The sequence below is a fragment of the Paraburkholderia sp. BR10872 genome (genome assembly GCF_040965835.1).
GTDB lineage: Bacteria > Pseudomonadota > Gammaproteobacteria > Burkholderiales > Burkholderiaceae > Paraburkholderia > Paraburkholderia nodosa_A.
Genome location: NZ_JBFRCN010000020.1, coordinates 62191 through 77313 on the forward strand (window position 1 = coordinate 62191; position 15123 = coordinate 77313).

10 protein-coding genes are annotated in these 15123 nt (G+C 65.4%); 5 read left to right on the plus strand and 5 right to left on the minus strand.

Annotated features, from left to right (window positions below; translation table 11 throughout):
• Positions 1 to 229 precede the first annotated feature (229 nt).
• Positions 230 to 2116, plus strand: a complete 1887-nt coding sequence (locus tag AB4Y43_RS17560) for a potassium transporter Kup (RefSeq protein WP_368728410.1) — start codon at positions 230 to 232, stop codon at positions 2114 to 2116.
• A gap of 97 nt (positions 2117 to 2213) precedes the next feature.
• Here the strand turns inward: AB4Y43_RS17560 and AB4Y43_RS17565 are convergent, their stop codons facing one another.
• Complete coding sequence (locus AB4Y43_RS17565; protein ID WP_368728411.1) at positions 2214 to 4565, minus strand: Tex family protein; 2352 nt, start codon at positions 4563 to 4565, stop codon at positions 2214 to 2216.
• A 366-nt stretch (positions 4566 to 4931) separates the two neighbouring features.
• On the opposite strand from AB4Y43_RS17565, the gene AB4Y43_RS17570 reads away from it, so the two are divergent.
• The 3 genes from AB4Y43_RS17570 (at position 4932) to AB4Y43_RS17580 (ending at position 8436) form a co-directional block, all read left to right on the plus strand.
• Positions 4932 to 5768: a colicin transporter gene (locus AB4Y43_RS17570; protein WP_368605040.1), complete on the plus strand. Its 837-nt coding sequence runs from the start codon at positions 4932 to 4934 to the stop codon at positions 5766 to 5768.
• Positions 5769 to 5855: 87 nt separating this feature from the next.
• The gene (locus AB4Y43_RS17575) at positions 5856 to 6089 is read left to right on the plus strand and encodes a DUF465 domain-containing protein (protein ID WP_028204122.1); all 234 of its coding nucleotides are present in this window, start codon (positions 5856 to 5858) and stop codon (positions 6087 to 6089) included.
• Between the two features lie 76 nt (positions 6090 to 6165).
• Positions 6166 to 8436 (plus strand): ATP-dependent DNA helicase, encoded by a 2271-nt coding sequence (locus AB4Y43_RS17580; protein WP_069265563.1) that lies wholly within the window; start codon positions 6166 to 6168, stop codon positions 8434 to 8436.
• Positions 8437 to 8602: 166 nt separating this feature from the next.
• Here the strand turns inward: AB4Y43_RS17580 and AB4Y43_RS17585 are convergent, their stop codons facing one another.
• The gene (locus tag AB4Y43_RS17585) at positions 8603 to 8878 is read right to left on the minus strand and encodes a hypothetical protein (RefSeq protein ID WP_081771656.1); all 276 of its coding nucleotides are present in this window, start codon (positions 8876 to 8878) and stop codon (positions 8603 to 8605) included.
• Positions 8879 to 9110: 232 nt separating this feature from the next.
• Entirely contained in the window at positions 9111 to 10343 is a 1233-nt protein-coding gene (locus AB4Y43_RS17590; protein ID WP_368728412.1) for a cupin domain-containing protein, read from the minus strand.
• A gap of 32 nt (positions 10344 to 10375) precedes the next feature.
• On the opposite strand from AB4Y43_RS17590, the gene AB4Y43_RS17595 reads away from it, so the two are divergent.
• Positions 10376 to 10921: a peptidylprolyl isomerase gene (locus AB4Y43_RS17595; RefSeq protein WP_069265565.1), complete on the plus strand. Its 546-nt coding sequence runs from the start codon at positions 10376 to 10378 to the stop codon at positions 10919 to 10921.
• Between the two features lie 7 nt (positions 10922 to 10928).
• On the opposite strand, the gene AB4Y43_RS17600 is transcribed toward AB4Y43_RS17595, so the two are convergent.
• Together AB4Y43_RS17600 and mutS are read right to left on the minus strand one after the other, a co-directional pair.
• The gene (locus AB4Y43_RS17600; protein WP_368682977.1) at positions 10929 to 12413 is read right to left on the minus strand and encodes a hypothetical protein; all 1485 of its coding nucleotides are present in this window, start codon (positions 12411 to 12413) and stop codon (positions 10929 to 10931) included.
• The gene (mutS, locus tag AB4Y43_RS17605; protein ID WP_368728413.1) at positions 12379 to 15063 is read right to left on the minus strand and encodes a DNA mismatch repair protein MutS; all 2685 of its coding nucleotides are present in this window, start codon (positions 15061 to 15063) and stop codon (positions 12379 to 12381) included. Before mutS ends, AB4Y43_RS17600 begins: the two co-directional genes overlap by 35 nt.
• Between the last annotated feature and the right edge of the window lie 60 nt (positions 15064 to 15123).

A 15123-nucleotide genomic window follows, 5' to 3' on the forward strand; every position in this document is an offset into this window, starting at 1 on the left:
ACCCGCGGCGGCCAGATCCAACGACGGAGCCTTCATGGCTCCGTTTTTTTTGTGCGTCGCCCACCGATTCGCCTGCGGCGGCGCAGGCGGGCAGACGGCATCTGGGGCCGGTGCTAAACTGCGCGGGGATCGGGGGATGTCGCAGTGCCGCGACGACCGCTCGGTTTCCGCCGCAGCCCGGTTTAGAATAGCGCTCGTTTTTTCCGCCTCGCAACGGATTACCGCGTATATGACAACTAGCACACACGTGGCCAAGCAGCCGCTACCTACTCTCGCCGTAGCGGCCATCGGCGTGGTGTTCGGCGACATCGGCACGAGCCCGCTGTATTCGCTGAAAGAGGCGTTCAGCCCATCGCACGGCATTCCGCTCAACGACACTTCCATTCTCGGCGTCATTTCCCTGCTGTTCTGGGCGATCGTGATCGTCGTGAGCGTCAAATATGTCCTTTTTGTGATGCGCGCCGACAACAACGGCGAGGGCGGCGTGCTCGCGCTCATGGCGCTCGCCATGCGCTCGTTCAGCCGCAAGAGCAGGTCCGCTGCGCTGCTCACGGCCTTGGGGATCTTCGGCGCGTGCATGTTCTACGGCGATGCCGTCATCACGCCGGCGATCTCGGTCATGTCGGCGGTGGAAGGCCTGGAAATCGCCGCGCCCAAGCTCTCGCATCTGGTGCTGCCGTTCACGATGGTGATCCTGATCCTGCTGTTCTGGATCCAGCGGCACGGCACTGCGCTGGTGGGCCGCCTGTTCGGCCCGATCATGGTGCTCTGGTTCATCACCATCGGTGTGCTCGGCGTCTCGCGCATCGTCCAGGCGCCTGGCGTCATCGCGGCGCTCAGCCCTTATTACGCGGTCAGTTTCATGGGCGCGCACATGCTGCAGGCCTACGTGGTGCTCGGCTCGGTCGTACTGGTGCTGACCGGCGCGGAAGCGCTCTACGCCGACATGGGCCACTTCGGCGCGAAGCCGATTCGCTTTGCCTGGTACGCGCTCGTGATGCCCTCGCTCGTGCTCAACTACTTTGGGCAGGGCGCGCTGCTGATGCAGAACCATCGCGCGATCGCGAATCCATTCTTCCTGCTCGCGCCGCAATGGGCCTTGCTGCCGCTCGTCGTGCTTTCCACGGTGGCGACCGTGATCGCTTCGCAGGCCGTGATCTCCGGCGCGTATTCCCTGACGAGCCAGGCCATTCTGCTTGGCTACGTGCCGCGCATGAAAGTGCTGCACACGTCGGACCTCGCCATCGGCCAGATCTACGTGCCGGTCGTGAACTGGATGCTGCTCTTCATCATTCTGTGCATCGTGGTCGCCTTCAAGAGTTCGGACAATCTGGCGGCCGCATACGGTATCGCCGTGACCGCGACGATGGTGATCACCACGGTGCTCGTTGCCGTCGTGATGACGAAAGTGTGGAAGTGGAACAAGGCGCTCGTCACCTGCATCATCACGGTGCTGCTGGCCGTCGATCTGGGCTTCTTCGGCGCGAACCTGCTGAAGGTCGAGGAGGGTGGCTGGCTGCCGCTCGGCATCGGCGCGCTGCTGTTCTTCCTGCTGATGACCTGGTTCAAGGGCCGCATGATCGTGAAGGATCGCACGGCCGCCGACGGCATTCCGCTCATGCCTTTCCTGCAGGGGCTGCTCGCGCATCCGCCGCATCGCGTTTCGGGCACGGCGATCTATCTCACTGGCAGCGAATCGCTCGTGCCGGTGAGCCTGCTGCACAACCTCAAGCACAACAAGGTGCTGCACGAACGCACGATCTTCCTCACGTTCGTGATTCGCGACATTCCGTATGTGGGCGACGCAGAGCGCGTGACGGTCAAGGATATCGGCGGCGGGCTCTATCTCGTGAAGGCCGATTACGGCTTCAACGAAACGCCTGACGTGCAGGCCGTGCTCGACGAAATTTCGCGCACGCACAACATGATGTTCGAGATGATGGACACGTCGTTCTTCCTCGCACGCGAGACGGTCGTGCCGACGCAGCTTCCGGGCATGTCGATTTTCCGCGAGCGTGTCTTCGCGTGGATGCATCAGAACGCCGCGAAGCCCACCGACTTCTTCAGTATTCCTGCGAACCGCGTGGTCGAACTCGGGACGAAGATCGAAATCTGACCGCGTCGATTCGACCAGTAAAAAAGGCACCCGGGGTGCCTTTTTTTGTTGCGCACGCAACGTGAGCCGTTGAGGCCCACGTTGCGTCATGCGGACATCAGCGTTGCTTGAGCTTCGCGAAAGCCGCCGCCATCGCGCCTGCCGGTTCCGCATCGCGCGAACGCTGGCCGCCGCGGTTATCGCGATTGCCGCCGCCGCGATTGTCGCGGTTGCCCGACTGGCCCGCGCTGCCGCCGCTGCGCGACGCGCCGGCGCTCGCGGGGTCGTCGTCCAGACGCATCGTGAGCGCGATACGCTGACGCTTCACGTCGACGTCGAGCACCTTCACCTTCACGACCTGGCCGGCCTTGACGACTTCGTGCGGGTCCTTGATGAACTTCGTCGACATGGCCGAGACGTGCACGAGCCCGTCCTGATGCACGCCCACGTCGATGAATGCGCCGAACGCGGCCACATTCGTCACGACGCCTTCGAGCAGCATGCCCGGCACGAGGTCGGACACCTTTTCGACGCCGTCGCGGAACGTCGCCGTCTTGAACTCGGGGCGCGGATCGCGGCCCGGCTTTTCCAGTTCGCTCAGGATGTCGCGCACCGTCGGCAGACCGAAACGTTCATCCACGAACTCGGTGGGCGCGAGGCCCGAAAGCGCTTCGCGGCTGCCGAGCACGTCGCCGATCGTACGCTTGATCTTCGCGAGCATGCGTTCGACGACGGGGTACGCTTCCGGGTGCACCGACGAGCGATCGAGCGGATTGTCGCCGCCGTTGATGCGCAGGAAACCGGCGGCCTGCTCGAAGGTCTTGTCGCCCAGACGCGGCACCTTCTTCAGATGCTCGCGCGAGGGGAACGGGCCGTTCGCATCGCGGTAATCGACGATATTGCGCGCGAGCGTCGAGTTCAGGCCCGACACGCGCGCGAGCAGGGCGACGGAGGCCGTGTTCGCGTCGACGCCCACAGCGTTCACGCAGTCCTCGACCACGGCGTCGAGCGAGCGTGCGAGTTCGCGCTGGTTCACGTCGTGCTGGTACTGCCCCACGCCAATCGCTTTCGGCTCGATCTTCACGAGTTCGGCGAGCGGGTCCTGCAGACGGCGCGCGATGGAAACCGCCCCGCGCAGCGACACGTCGAGCTCGGGGAATTCCTTTGCAGCCAGTTCGGATGCCGAATAAACCGAAGCACCGGCTTCGGAAACCACGATCTTCTGCAGCTTCAGTTCGGGATGCTTCGAAATCAGCTCGCTCGCGAGCTTGTCGGTTTCACGCGAGGCCGTGCCGTTGCCGATGCTGATGAGTTCCGCTTGCGTCTGCGCGGCGATGCGCGCGAGCTTGGCGAGCGAGCCGTCCCAGTCGCGGCGCGGCTCGTGCGGGTAGATCGTGTCGGTGGCGAGCAGCTTGCCCGTGCGGTCGACCACTGCGACCTTCACGCCCGTGCGCAAGCCCGGATCGAGGCCGATCACGGCCTTGGGGCCGGCCGGCGCGGCAAGCAGCAGATCCTTGAGATTGCGCGCGAACACGCGAATCGCTTCGTTTTCCGCCTGCTCGCGCAGGTGGGTGAGCAGCTCGTTTTCGATATGCGGCTGCACCTTCACGCGCCAGCACCAGCGGCAGACATCTGATAGCCATTTGTCGGCCGGGCGATTCTGGTTCGCGATGCCGAAGTGGCGTGCGATCATCGCTTCGCCCGGATGCGGCACCTGCGCATCCAGCTCGCCGCCAAGGCCGAGCTTGACCATCAGCACACCGGCGTTGCGGCCGCGGAACAGCGCGAGCGCGCGGTGCGACGGCACGGTCTTGATGGTCTCGGAATAGTCGTAGTAGTCGCGGAACTTCTCGCCTTCCTCGTTTTCCTTGCCCTCGACCACGCTCGACATCACCACGCCCTGGTTGTGCAGCCAGTCACGCAGCTTGCCCAGCAGCTCGGCCGTTTCGCCGAACTGCTCGGAGAGGATGTCGCGCGCGCCGTCGAGCGCAGCCTTGACGTCGGCGACACCCTTTTCGGCGTCGACGTACTGTGCGGCTTCCGTTTGCGGGTCGAGCAGCGGGTTCGCGAGCAGCGCGTCGGCGAGCGGCTGCAGGCCGGCTTCGCGCGCGATCTGCGCGCGCGTGCGGCGCTTGGGCTTGTAGGGCAGATAGAGGTCTTCGAGCACCTGCTTGCTGTCGGCCGCTTCGATGGCGCTGCGCAATTCGTCGGTGAGCTTGCCTTGTTCCTCGATGCTCGCGAGGATCGCCGCGCGGCGGTCTTCGAGTTCGCGCAGATAAAGCAGGCGCTCTTCGAGCGTACGCAGTTGCGTATCGTCGAGATTGCCCGTGACTTCCTTGCGGTAACGGGCGATGAACGGAACGGTCGAGCCTTCGTCGAGAAGCTGCACGGCGGCTGCGACCTGGCGCGGCTGCACGCTCAGTTCAGTGGCGATACGCTGGACGATCTTGAGTGCTACGGTTTCCGTCATAGGGTCTGGATATTCCTGCGAGGATCGGATTGCGGTCCGGGTTTGCGGTCCGGCGGCCGGTGCGGGCTCGAGCGCCCGAGGCGCCCGGTGTGCGAAAGGGCACGTCGCCGGGTGCCTGCGCCGGCCGGTGGAGCGGGGCATTTTGCCATAAATGGCCGAGCGCTCAACCCGGGGGGTGTTAGAATTTCCCCCATGTTCCGCTGCCCACAGAAGACGTTGACGACCTCCCGCTTCTCCCCTGATTTGCCCCTTGCCCGGTTTCGCACGCCTCATGGCGTCATGCGGCGGTTCCCCGCTCTTGGGGCAATTTGTGCCGTCGCGTTGAGCCTCGGTGCGAGCGTTCCGGCCCTTGCGCAGGCGGTCGGGGTGACAGGGCCGCTGCAGCAGCAAGGTGCGGCAACGGCGCCGGTGCAGCCGGCGCCTTCGGGCGACGCGCCGCTCGCAGCGTCCGACGCGGCTGGGGCCGCCGGCGCGCAACAGTCGCAGCAGAGCGACTTCGACGCGCGGCAGCAGGTGCTGGACCGTCGTACCGCGGAGAACGACTATCAGTTTGCAGTCGCGCAGCACAACTGCTACAGCACGTTCTTTGTGAATCATTGCATCGGCAAGGCGCGCGACAAGATGCGTGTCGTGCAGGCCGATATCCGCCGCGAGCAACTGGCGCTCGACGACGAAAAGCGCGCCGCGCATGCGCAGCAGCGCGACCAGCAGGCCGCCTTGCAGCGCGCGCAGGACGCAGCCAATGCGCCGCAGCGCGCCGCCAACGAAGCGGCCAGCGCGCAGGCGTACGAACAGAAGCAGCAGCAACACGCGCTCGATCAGGCGCAGCGCCAGGCCGAAGCGCCGCAGCGTGCGGCGAACGAGCAGGCGTATCAGGAAAAGCAGCGGCAGCATGCGCTGGCCCAGGCACAGCGTCAGGGCGAGCAATCGCAGCGCAACGCGAACCAGGCGGCGTACGACCAGAAGCAGGCGAACTACCAGAACCAGCTTGACGAAGCGCGCCGCCAGGGCGAACAAAAGGCTCAGGAGCGCGCCGACAAGGCCCAGCGCTACCAGCAGAAGCAGGAGGACGCGGCGAAGCACAAGGCCGATGTCGCCGAGCGTCAGAAACAGGCGGCCGAGAAGGCGCAGCAAAAGCAGCAACAAGAAGAACAGCAGAAGCAGCAGGAAAAACAGCAGCAGGAAGAACAGCAGGACCAGTAGCACGAGTAGCACGCTTTTTCAGCCGGACTGCAACCTCAGGCGCGTCGTCCTTCGCAAGCGCGCGCCGCATATGTCGAGGAGGCGAGCATGCGCGAGCATCGTGAAGTCAAGACCGAGGTCCTTCGTGACCGCATTCTGCAACTGGAATCGGAACATGGCGATCTGGACCGCCTGATAGACAGGATGTCCGACACCCCGGACTATGACGATCTCGAACTGCAGAGGCTGAAGAAGCGCAAGCTCAAGGTCAAGGACAACATCCTCCTGCTGCAACTGCAGCTGGACCCCGATTCAACGAAGACTTCGGACGGGCACGCCTGATTCCGGGTCCTGGCAGGCGCCGGGGCGCGGCAGTCGGCGCGTTGCGCCGTTCCGGACCGAGCAGGAACCGCTTGCCTTGAATTCAACGACCGTTTCCCGTTCCCGGCCCGCGCGCGAAGGCGGCGCGCCGGAGGCCGACGCGCGCGCGGCGCAAACAGCCGCTGCACCCATGTTGAGCGCACGCCGCGCCGCCGAGCTCGAGGAGCTCTTCGCGGCCGACGGCTTGCTCGCCCGCGAGATCGACGGCTATCGCCCACGCGCTGCGCAGATCGAAATGGCGCGCGCGGTCGCGGCCGCGATGGAAGCCGCCGCGCAATCCCTGCCTGATCCTGCGGCGTTCGAACTTCAGTCGCGCCCGGCGCGCCGGGTCGAACGTGGTGCGCCGGCGCAGCCCGCCGCCGGGGAAGCGGCGCGCGCCACAGCCGAAAACGGCGACAACACGCTGATCGTCGAGGCGGGCACGGGCACGGGCAAGACCTATGCGTACCTCGTGCCGGCCATGCTGTGGGGCGGCAAGGTGGTCGTCTCGACGGGCACGAAGCATTTGCAGGACCAGCTCTTCGCGCGCGACATCCCCACGGTGCGCGACGCCCTCGCGGTGCCCGTGAGCGTGGCGATGCTCAAGGGCCGCGCCAACTATCTGTGCCACTACTATCTGCAGCGCACGGCCGACAACGGCCGGCTGCCGTCGCGCCAGGAAACCGCGTATCTGCAGGAAATCGTGCGCTTCGCGAAGATCACGCGCTCGGGCGACAAGGCCGAGCTCGCGAGCGTGCCCGAGACGGCGGCCGTCTGGTCGATGGTCACGTCGACGCGCGATAACTGTCTTGGCCAGGAGTGCCCGCATTACAAGGACTGCTTCGTGATGCAGGCGCGCCGCGAGGCGCAGCAGGCCGATATCGTGGTGGTGAATCACCATCTGTTCTTCGCCGACATCATGCTGCGCGACACCGGCATGGCCGAACTGCTGCCGAGCGCGAATACGATCATCTTCGACGAAGCGCACCAGCTGCCCGAAACGGCAACGCTCTTTTTCGGCGAAACGCTCTCGACGGCGCAGTTCCTCGAGCTCGCGCGCGATTGCGTGGCCGAAGGCCTGAGCCACGCGCGCGACGCGGTAGAGTGGGTCAAGCTCGGCGCGGCGCTGGAGCGTGCTGCGCGCGACGTGCGGCTCGCGTTCAAGGAAGACTCGCTGCGCCTGTCGATTACGCAGTTGCCCGAGGATCACCCGCTCTTCGATGCGCTCGACGCGCTGCAGACCGAACTGGGCACGCTTGCCACGGCACTCGCCGGGCAGGCCGAGCGCGCCGAATCGATTGGTGCCTGCCTGCGCCGCGCGCGGGAGCTGCAGGGCATCCTCGCGGGCTGGACCGCGCCGCAGGGCGTCCCGCCAGCGCGCGAAACACACGAGGCCGACGCGGACGGACAAGGCGATAACGCTCACGCGACCGACGACGCGGACGAGAAGGTCCGCTGGGTCGAGGTGTTCTCGCACACGGTGCAGTTGCACGAAACCCCGCTCTCCGTGGCGCCGATCTTCGCGAAGCAGCGCGCCGGTGTGCCGCGCACGTGGGTCTTCACGTCGGCCACGCTTTCGGTGCGTGGCGACTTTACGCACTACGCGGCGCAAATGGGCCTGAGTTCGCGCCGTTCGATGACGCTGCCGAGCCCGTTCGACTATCCCACGCAAGGGCTGCTTTACGTGCCGCGCAACATGCCGCAGCCGTCGTCGCCGCAGTTCACCGACGCCGTGTTCGAGGCGGCGTTGCCTGCGATCGAGGCGTCGGGCGGCGGTGTCTTCATGCTATGCACGACGTTGCGTGCCGTCGACCGTATTGCCCAGAAGCTGCGCGACACGATCGAGGCGCGTGGATGGAATACGCCGCTGCTCGTGCAGGGCGACGCGAGTCGCACGGAGCTGCTCGAGCGCTTCCGCGCCTATGGCAATGCGATCCTCGTGGGCAGCCAGAGCTTCTGGGAAGGGGTCGACGTGCGCGGCGACGCGCTCTCGCTCGTGGTCATCGACAAGCTGCCGTTCGCGCCGCCCGACGATCCGGTGCTGGCGGCGCGCCTTGACGCGCTGGCGAAGAAAGGTCTGAGCCCGTTCGCGGTCCACCAGCTCCCGCAGGCGGTGATCACGCTCAAGCAGGGTGCGGGGCGACTGATTCGCGCGGAAACCGACCGCGGTGTGTTGATGATTTGCGACACCCGTCTCGTCGACAAGCCGTATGGGCGACGTATCTGGCAAAGTCTGCCGCCGTTCAAGCGGACCCGGGAGATCGAAGTCGTGCAGGCGTTCTTCGAAGAGAAGAACGAGCAGGCAGGGGAGCCTGGCGAAGCGCATTGAGCTTCATGCGCGCCGCATAACAAAAAGCCACGAACGTGAGTTCGTGGCTTTTTTGCTTGCCCGCCGTATGTCTGAAGCGCGTTTGACGCAAGCAGCAGACCGTACGGCGATTCGCTGCGGTGCCCACTGGGACCGAGGTCCCGGGTGAGCGTCGCGCGAACGCAACTTACTGGCTTGCGCCCGAAGCAGCAGCCGGAGCCGAAGCGCCTGCGTCCGAAGCAGCAGCGCCAGCGTCCGAAGCAGCGGCGGTAGCCGAAGCAGCAGCGTCGCTCGCAGCAGCAGCAGCGCCCGAAGCAGCAGCTGCCGAATCCGAAGCAGCAGCAGCCGGTGCCGAAGCAGCAGCAGCATCGCTAGCCGGCGCAGCAGCTTGGTCGCTGCTCTTGTTGCACGCAGCGAGTGCAACAGCTGCCAGCAGGGATGCTACGAGGAGGGATTTCTTCATGATCACGTCCTTTTATGGTTAAAGGTAAGCAACAGCGCAAAATAATACCGGTAAATGTGCCCCAACACCGACCTGAGCCGCTGGTGGAGACGCACTGCAAGAGCGTGAATCTTCCCTACGGCCTGGCCGGAAATTATAGGCACTTTCGTATCGACCGTCGACAAATCCGGGGACAATACGTTGTCTTTCTCATACAAGCACTATTTTAGTACGGTATAACAGTCCGAAGCGCTTAGGCAAGCACCCCGGTCCGAATCCAGCCCGCACGATACCACTCGTGTAGCAACGCTGTCACACACGAATCGTGTGAGAGTGTTACAAAGCGTTTCCCGTCCATAGAGCGCCTGTCGGCCAGTGCCGGCAGCCACTTTCTCACCTCTTTGAGCAAGTACTGTTCCCCATTCAGGTAATACGACCGCGAATCGTAAAGCAGGATTGTCCTGCGGTCGAGTGTTATCCCGTTTTTTGCCGCTTGCGCAACGAAACGGGCTTCGTCGAGCGGTTTTTCGGGGGTGTCGAATACCACATTGGCTTTCGGTTCCGACAGCCACGAGCCCACGAACGAGGAGACGTCGGCGTCGCTCCAGCGCACTTTAGCAAGCACGCCGCCAACCCGCTCTACGAGTGCCGCAGGAAGCTGCGCCGGGCGCGCCACGGCCGGCTGGTCGGGGTCGCGGTACAGTGTGTCCTTGCCGTTGCCGTTATCGGCGCCGCGCTCGGCAAGCCAGTAAAGAAACTGGCTCGTCAATTCGTTCGTGGAAGGAGAACGAAAGCCGATCGAGCAGGTCATGCATTCGCCTTCAGCGATGCCGTCGTGCGCGATGTGCGGCGGCAGGTAGAGCATGTCGCCCGGCTCCAGCACCCACTCCTCTTCAGGCTGGAAGTTCGCGAGAATCTTCAGCGGCAGGCCTTCCTGCAGCGAGAGGTCGCGCTGTGCGCCAATGCGCCAGCGGCGCTTGCCGTGCACCTGCAGCAGGAAGACGTCATACGAATCGAAGTGCGGGCCGACACCGCCGCCGTCCGATGCGTACGAGATCATGAGGTCGTCGAGCCGCGCGTCGGGCGCGAAGCGAAAGCGCTCGAGGAGGGCACGCGCGCGGTCGTCGTGCAGGTCGGCGCCCTGCACGAGGAGCGTCCACTGGCGGGTCTTCGGCGAAGGCAGTTCGTCCGGCGAGAACGGGCCGTGTTCGAGCGCCCAGCGGCGACGAAAATGTGTGATGAGACGCGATTCGACATCGTCGTTGTCTGCCAGCGCGAAGAGGGCTTCGCGCGAGAGCGGCGCTTCGATGTCGGGAATCGCCTGGCGGATCAACAGTGGCTTTTTCTGCCAGTATTTGCGCATGAACTGCGCCGGTGTCAGGCCGCCCAGAAGCGGCGTGGCAACATCGGGCGCGGGGCATGCCGGGGGGAGGGAGGCGCGCCGCTTGCGCGCGTCCACCGGGTGGTCTGGGGACCGCTTCGGCATCGTATAATGTGGTCTGTAATCTGGAGGATCGAATGAAAATTGCAAAGGACACCGTCGTGTCGGTCGCTTACAAGCTATCGGATGCGCAGGGCAATCTGATCGAGGAAAGCGACGAGCCGATGGTCTATCTGCACGGCGGCTATGATGGCACGTTCCCCAAGATCGAGGAAGTGCTGGACGGGCAGGAGCCGGGCTTCGAGACCCAGATCCAGCTTGATCCGCAGGACGCTTTCGGGGAATACGATCCCGAGCTCGTGAAGATCGAGCCGCGCAACCGCTTCCCCGAGCCACTCGAAGTCGGCATGCAGTTCGAAGGTACGCCCGAAGAAGGCGACGAAGATCTCGACACGCTCATCTATACGGTCACGGATGTTGCCGAAGACAAGGTCGTGCTCGACGGCAACCATCCGCTAGCGGGCATGGCGCTGCGTTTCGCGCTGACGGTCAAGGAAGTGCGCACCGCCACCGAAGACGAAATCGAGCATGAGCACGCGCATGGCGCGGACGGCCTCGAAATCATCGACGAAGACGAAGAAGACGACGGCGACGAAGGCGCCTCGAAACCCACCCTGCACTAAGCGCCGCTCAATGCGCGAAGCCGCCTGACGCCGGTGCGCCGGGCGGCTGCAGCTGGACTGGCGGCAGGCCATTGCCGCTGCTGTTTTCACCGCTGTTTGCACCACCCAGGCCGTTCTGGCCATTCGCATCATTCCGACCGTTTAAGCCATTCTGGCCACCCTGCGTGGGCCACGCCGGCACGAGCACGCCGTTGCCGGACGGCGGCAAGGCGGGAGGCACGGCAGTTCCCGATGCGCCAGGCGTGGCGGGCGCGACGTCAGGCGACTGCGGCATGCCGGGAATCTCGGTCACATCCGGCATTGACGACACTTCAGGCATTTCCGGCATCGCGGGCGACGAACCCGCGCCTGGCGTGAACGGCGACGGCTGCACGGGCAACAGCGGTAGATGCTTCGGCACATCGTGCACGCTCACCCGCAGCGGCGTGCGGCGCGCCATGTCGGCGTCCACCTGCAGCCATTGCGTGAGCGGATCGCGCAGTGAGAACGCGATGCGCGTGACGTTTTCTATCTTTGCGCCCTTGTCGTTGCGCAGCGGCTGATCGATCGTGAAGCCATGTGCGAGCTTCGAGTCGTCGGTATTCACGACGATGATCTGGCCGCGGAAAATCTCGGCGAGCTTCACGAGGCTGCGGCGCAGCTCGAGATAGCCGTCGCGCGGTGCGCGGTGAAAGCGCAGCCACGCGAAGCGGTCGGGACGCTCGTAATGCTCGGGCATCGCGTTGCCTTGCATGAAGATGACGATCGCGCGCGCGTTGCGGCGCTTCGCATACTCGGCTGCATGTTCGAGCCAGAAGCCGTTGGCGATCACGCGATCTTCGAACTCGCCGTTGCGTCCACCCGCATTGAGATAGTGATTGTTGCCGTCCGGCACGTTCAACCCGATGAACACGGTGTCGCCGAGCTGCCAGCGCACGTTTTCCCGGTACGGCCGGAAGCGCGAGACTTCGCTCTCGCGCGTGAGCGTCAAGGGAGTTTGGCCGAGCGCGTTGGGATCGGAGAAGAAGTTCTGGCGCAGGAAGTCGAGCCGCTCAGCGGGATCGTAGGCGCCCGAGCCGTTCATGCCGCAGGTGACCCAGTCGCGTTCGCCGGGTACGAACACGAGCGGCGCACGTGACGCATCGAGCAGGTCGTGACGCTGCTCGTAAAGATGGTCAGCACAGGTTTCGCGTGCGCCTTTGAGATTGCCGTCGTAGACCGTGAACGCGATTTGCGGATCGCGTCCGATGGCGTCGATGAGCCGCTGCGCCGACGCTTCCTCGGACTGCGAGGTGAGCGCGTTCGCCACGACCGCGAAGGCATAGCGCGGTGCTTGCGCGAACGCCGCGAGCGGCGAACCCAGTGACGCAGCCAGCATCAACGTGCACGACGCACGGCGCATGATTTTCAGATAGCGCGAGCGGCGACTGCCGCGGCCCGCCGGTTGCGGCGGCCGCGGCAGCGTCGCGAGGCGACGCTTAGCGCTTGGCGTCCGGCGCTGTGGCCAGCTCATGCAGTTCGTACAACAGGTCGAGCGCGTCACGCGGGCGCAGTTCGTTCGGATCGAGTTCGCGCAGCCGCTGAGCGACGAGCGACGCGCCACGATCCTCTTCGACCGGCACGGCGCGATCCTCCACGAAGGGCGCCTCGTCGTCGTATTCGGCGGCGGAGGCGGCGAACAGGTCGAGTTGCGGCGTGGGCTGCCCCGCCGATTGCTGCTCGAGATGCACGAGATGTTTGCGCGCAGCTCGGATCACGGCGGCAGGCACCCCCGCGAGCTGTGCGACCTGCAGGCCGTAGCTCTGGTTCGCCGGGCCTTCCTGCACCGCGTGCAGGAACACGATGCCGTGGCCATGCTCGACTGCCGAAAGATGCACGTTCGCCGCCTGCGCAAATTCGGCCGGCAGTTGCGTGAGCTCGAAGTAGTGCGTGGCGAAGAGCGTGTGGCAACCGTTGTGCGCGAGCAGATGCCGCGCGATGGCCCACGCGAGCGCGAGGCCGTCGAACGTCGATGTGCCGCGCCCGATCTCGTCCATGAGCACGAGGCTTTGCGGCGTGGCGTCGTTGAGAATGGCCGCGGCTTCGGTCATCTCGACCATGAAGGTCGAGCGGCCGCCCGCGAGGTCGTCGGCGGCGCCGATGCGCGTGAAGATGCGGTCGATCGGCCCGAAGCTCGCGCGCTTTGCCGGCACGTAGCTGCCCACGTAAGCGAGCAGGGCGATGAGCGCGGTCTGTCGCATGAAAGTCGATTTACCGCCCATGTTCGGGCCGGTGATGAGCAGCAGCTTGCGCTCGGCCGAAAGCAGGCAGTCGTTGGCGATGAACTGCTCGACCTGCGCTTCGACCACGGGATGGCGGCCTTGCTCGATCTCGATGCCGGGCGCCTGCGCAAACGTGGGCGCATTCCAGTCCAGCGCGCGGGCGCGTTCCGCGAATGCAGCAAGCAGGTCGAGTTCCGCGAGTGCGGCAGCCACCCGCTGGCAATCGGGAATGAATGGCAGCAGCGACTGCAGCAGCGCGTCGTAGAGCGCCTTTTCGCGCGAAAGCGCGCGTTCCTGCGCCGACAGCGCCTTGTCTTCGAACGTCTTCAGTTCCGGCGTGATATAGCGCTCTGCGTTCTTGAGCGTCTGGCGACGGCGATAGTCGTCGGGAACCTTGTCGGTCTGGCCGCGTGTGACTTCGATATAGAAGCCGTGCACCTTGTTGTACTCGACGCGCAGATTGCCGATGCCGGTGCGCGTACGCTCGCGCGTTTCGAGGTCGAGCAGGAACTGACCGCAGTTCTCGGAGATGTCGCGCAGTTCGTCGAGATCCGCATCGTAGCCGCGTGCGATCACGCCGCCGTCGCGCACCATCGCCGCCGGTTCCGGCGCGACCGCGCGCTGCAGGAGCGCCGCGCACTCGGCGGGCGGTTCGAGCGCCTCGGCAATATGCGCGAGCGACGTGGCCGCGCCGCTTGCGGCTGCGACCTGTTCGCGCAGCGCGGGCAGTGCGGCAAAGGTGTCGCGCAGGCTGGACAGATCGCGCGGGCGCGCGGAAAGCAGCGCAAGGCGCCCGGTAATGCGCTCGACGTCGGCGATCTGGCGCAAGACGCTGCGCAAGGTATCGACGCTCGCGTGCGGCGGCGCCTCGAGCAAGGCGCCGATGGCCTGCTGGCGCATTTGCGCAATCGCGGCTTCGCGCGGCGGGTGATGCAGCCAGTGACGCAGCAAGCGGCTGCCCATGGCCGTGCTGCACGTGTCGAGCAGCGAGCAGAGCGTGGGCGATTCGGTGCCGCGCAGCGTTTCCGTGAGTTCGAGGTTGCGGCGCGTGGCCGGATCGAGTCCGATGTATTCCGATTCGGCTTCGACCTTCAGGCTGCGCACGTGGCGCAGTTGCTGGCCTTGTGTGGCCGCCGCGTAGAGCAGCAGCGCGCCCGCCGCGCCGCATGCGCTCGTGAGCGTTTGCGCGCCGAAGCCGTCGAGGCTTGCCACGTCGAGCTGGTCGCACAGGCGTTGCTTGCCCGAGCCGACGTCGAAGTGCCAGGCCGGCACGCGTGTGAGCGCGCCCGAACCGGCGGGCGGCGCCCAGGCAGCGGTTTCCGCCGGCATTTCCGCGACGAGGATTTCGGCAGGCCGAATGCGCTCGAACGCCGTGGCGACCTGTTCCGGCGCGACTTCCGCGAGACGCAAGGCGCCGCTGGCGAGATTGAGCCACGCGAGGCCCACGTTGACGGTCACGCCGCGCCGGTTGTGGCCGGGGCACACGGCCATCAGGTAGACGTCGTTCTTGTCGGAAAGGAGGGCGGCGTCGGTCAGCGTGCCGGGCGTCACCACGCGCACGACCTTGCGCTCGACCGGACCCTTGGAGGTGGCGGGGTCGCCGATCTGTTCGCAGATCGCCACCGACTCGCCCAGCTTCACGAGCTTCGCGAGATATTGCTCGACCGCGTGATGCGGCACGCCCGCCATCTTGATCGGATTGCCCGCAGATGCCCCGCGCTGCGTGAGCGTGAGGTCGAGCAGGCGCGCGGCCTTCTCGGCGTCTTCGAAGAAGAGCTCGTAGAAGTCGCCCATGCGGTAGAACACGAGCGTGCCCGGATGGTCGGCCTTGATGCGCAGATACTGCTGCATCATGGGGGTATGTTGCGCGATGTCGGCTGCGCCTGCGGTGTGTGTAGCCATCCTCGGTGTCTTGCTAGGGGTTCAGGGCGTGAGTTTAACGCGCGCCGATTGCATGTAAAG

Excerpts from the sequence above, each read along its gene's own strand:
- AB4Y43_RS17560 (WP_368728410.1), top strand. The coding sequence starts at position 230 with ATGACAACTAGCACACACGTGGCCAAGCAGCCGCTACCTACTCTCGCC.
- AB4Y43_RS17565 (WP_368728411.1), bottom strand. The coding sequence starts at position 4,565 with ATGACGGAAACCGTAGCACTCAAGATCGTCCAGCGTATCGCCACTGAA.
- AB4Y43_RS17575 (WP_028204122.1), top strand. The coding sequence starts at position 5,856 with ATGCGCGAGCATCGTGAAGTCAAGACCGAGGTCCTTCGTGACCGCATT.
- AB4Y43_RS17585 (WP_081771656.1), bottom strand. The coding sequence starts at position 8,878 with ATGAAGAAATCCCTCCTCGTAGCATCCCTGCTGGCAGCTGTTGCACTC.
- AB4Y43_RS17590 (WP_368728412.1), bottom strand. The coding sequence starts at position 10,343 with ATGCCGAAGCGGTCCCCAGACCACCCGGTGGACGCGCGCAAGCGGCGC.
- AB4Y43_RS17595 (WP_069265565.1), top strand. The coding sequence starts at position 10,376 with ATGAAAATTGCAAAGGACACCGTCGTGTCGGTCGCTTACAAGCTATCG.
- AB4Y43_RS17600 (WP_368682977.1), bottom strand. The coding sequence starts at position 12,413 with ATGAGCTGGCCACAGCGCCGGACGCCAAGCGCTAAGCGTCGCCTCGCG.
- mutS (WP_368728413.1), bottom strand. The coding sequence starts at position 15,063 with ATGGCTACACACACCGCAGGCGCAGCCGACATCGCGCAACATACCCCC.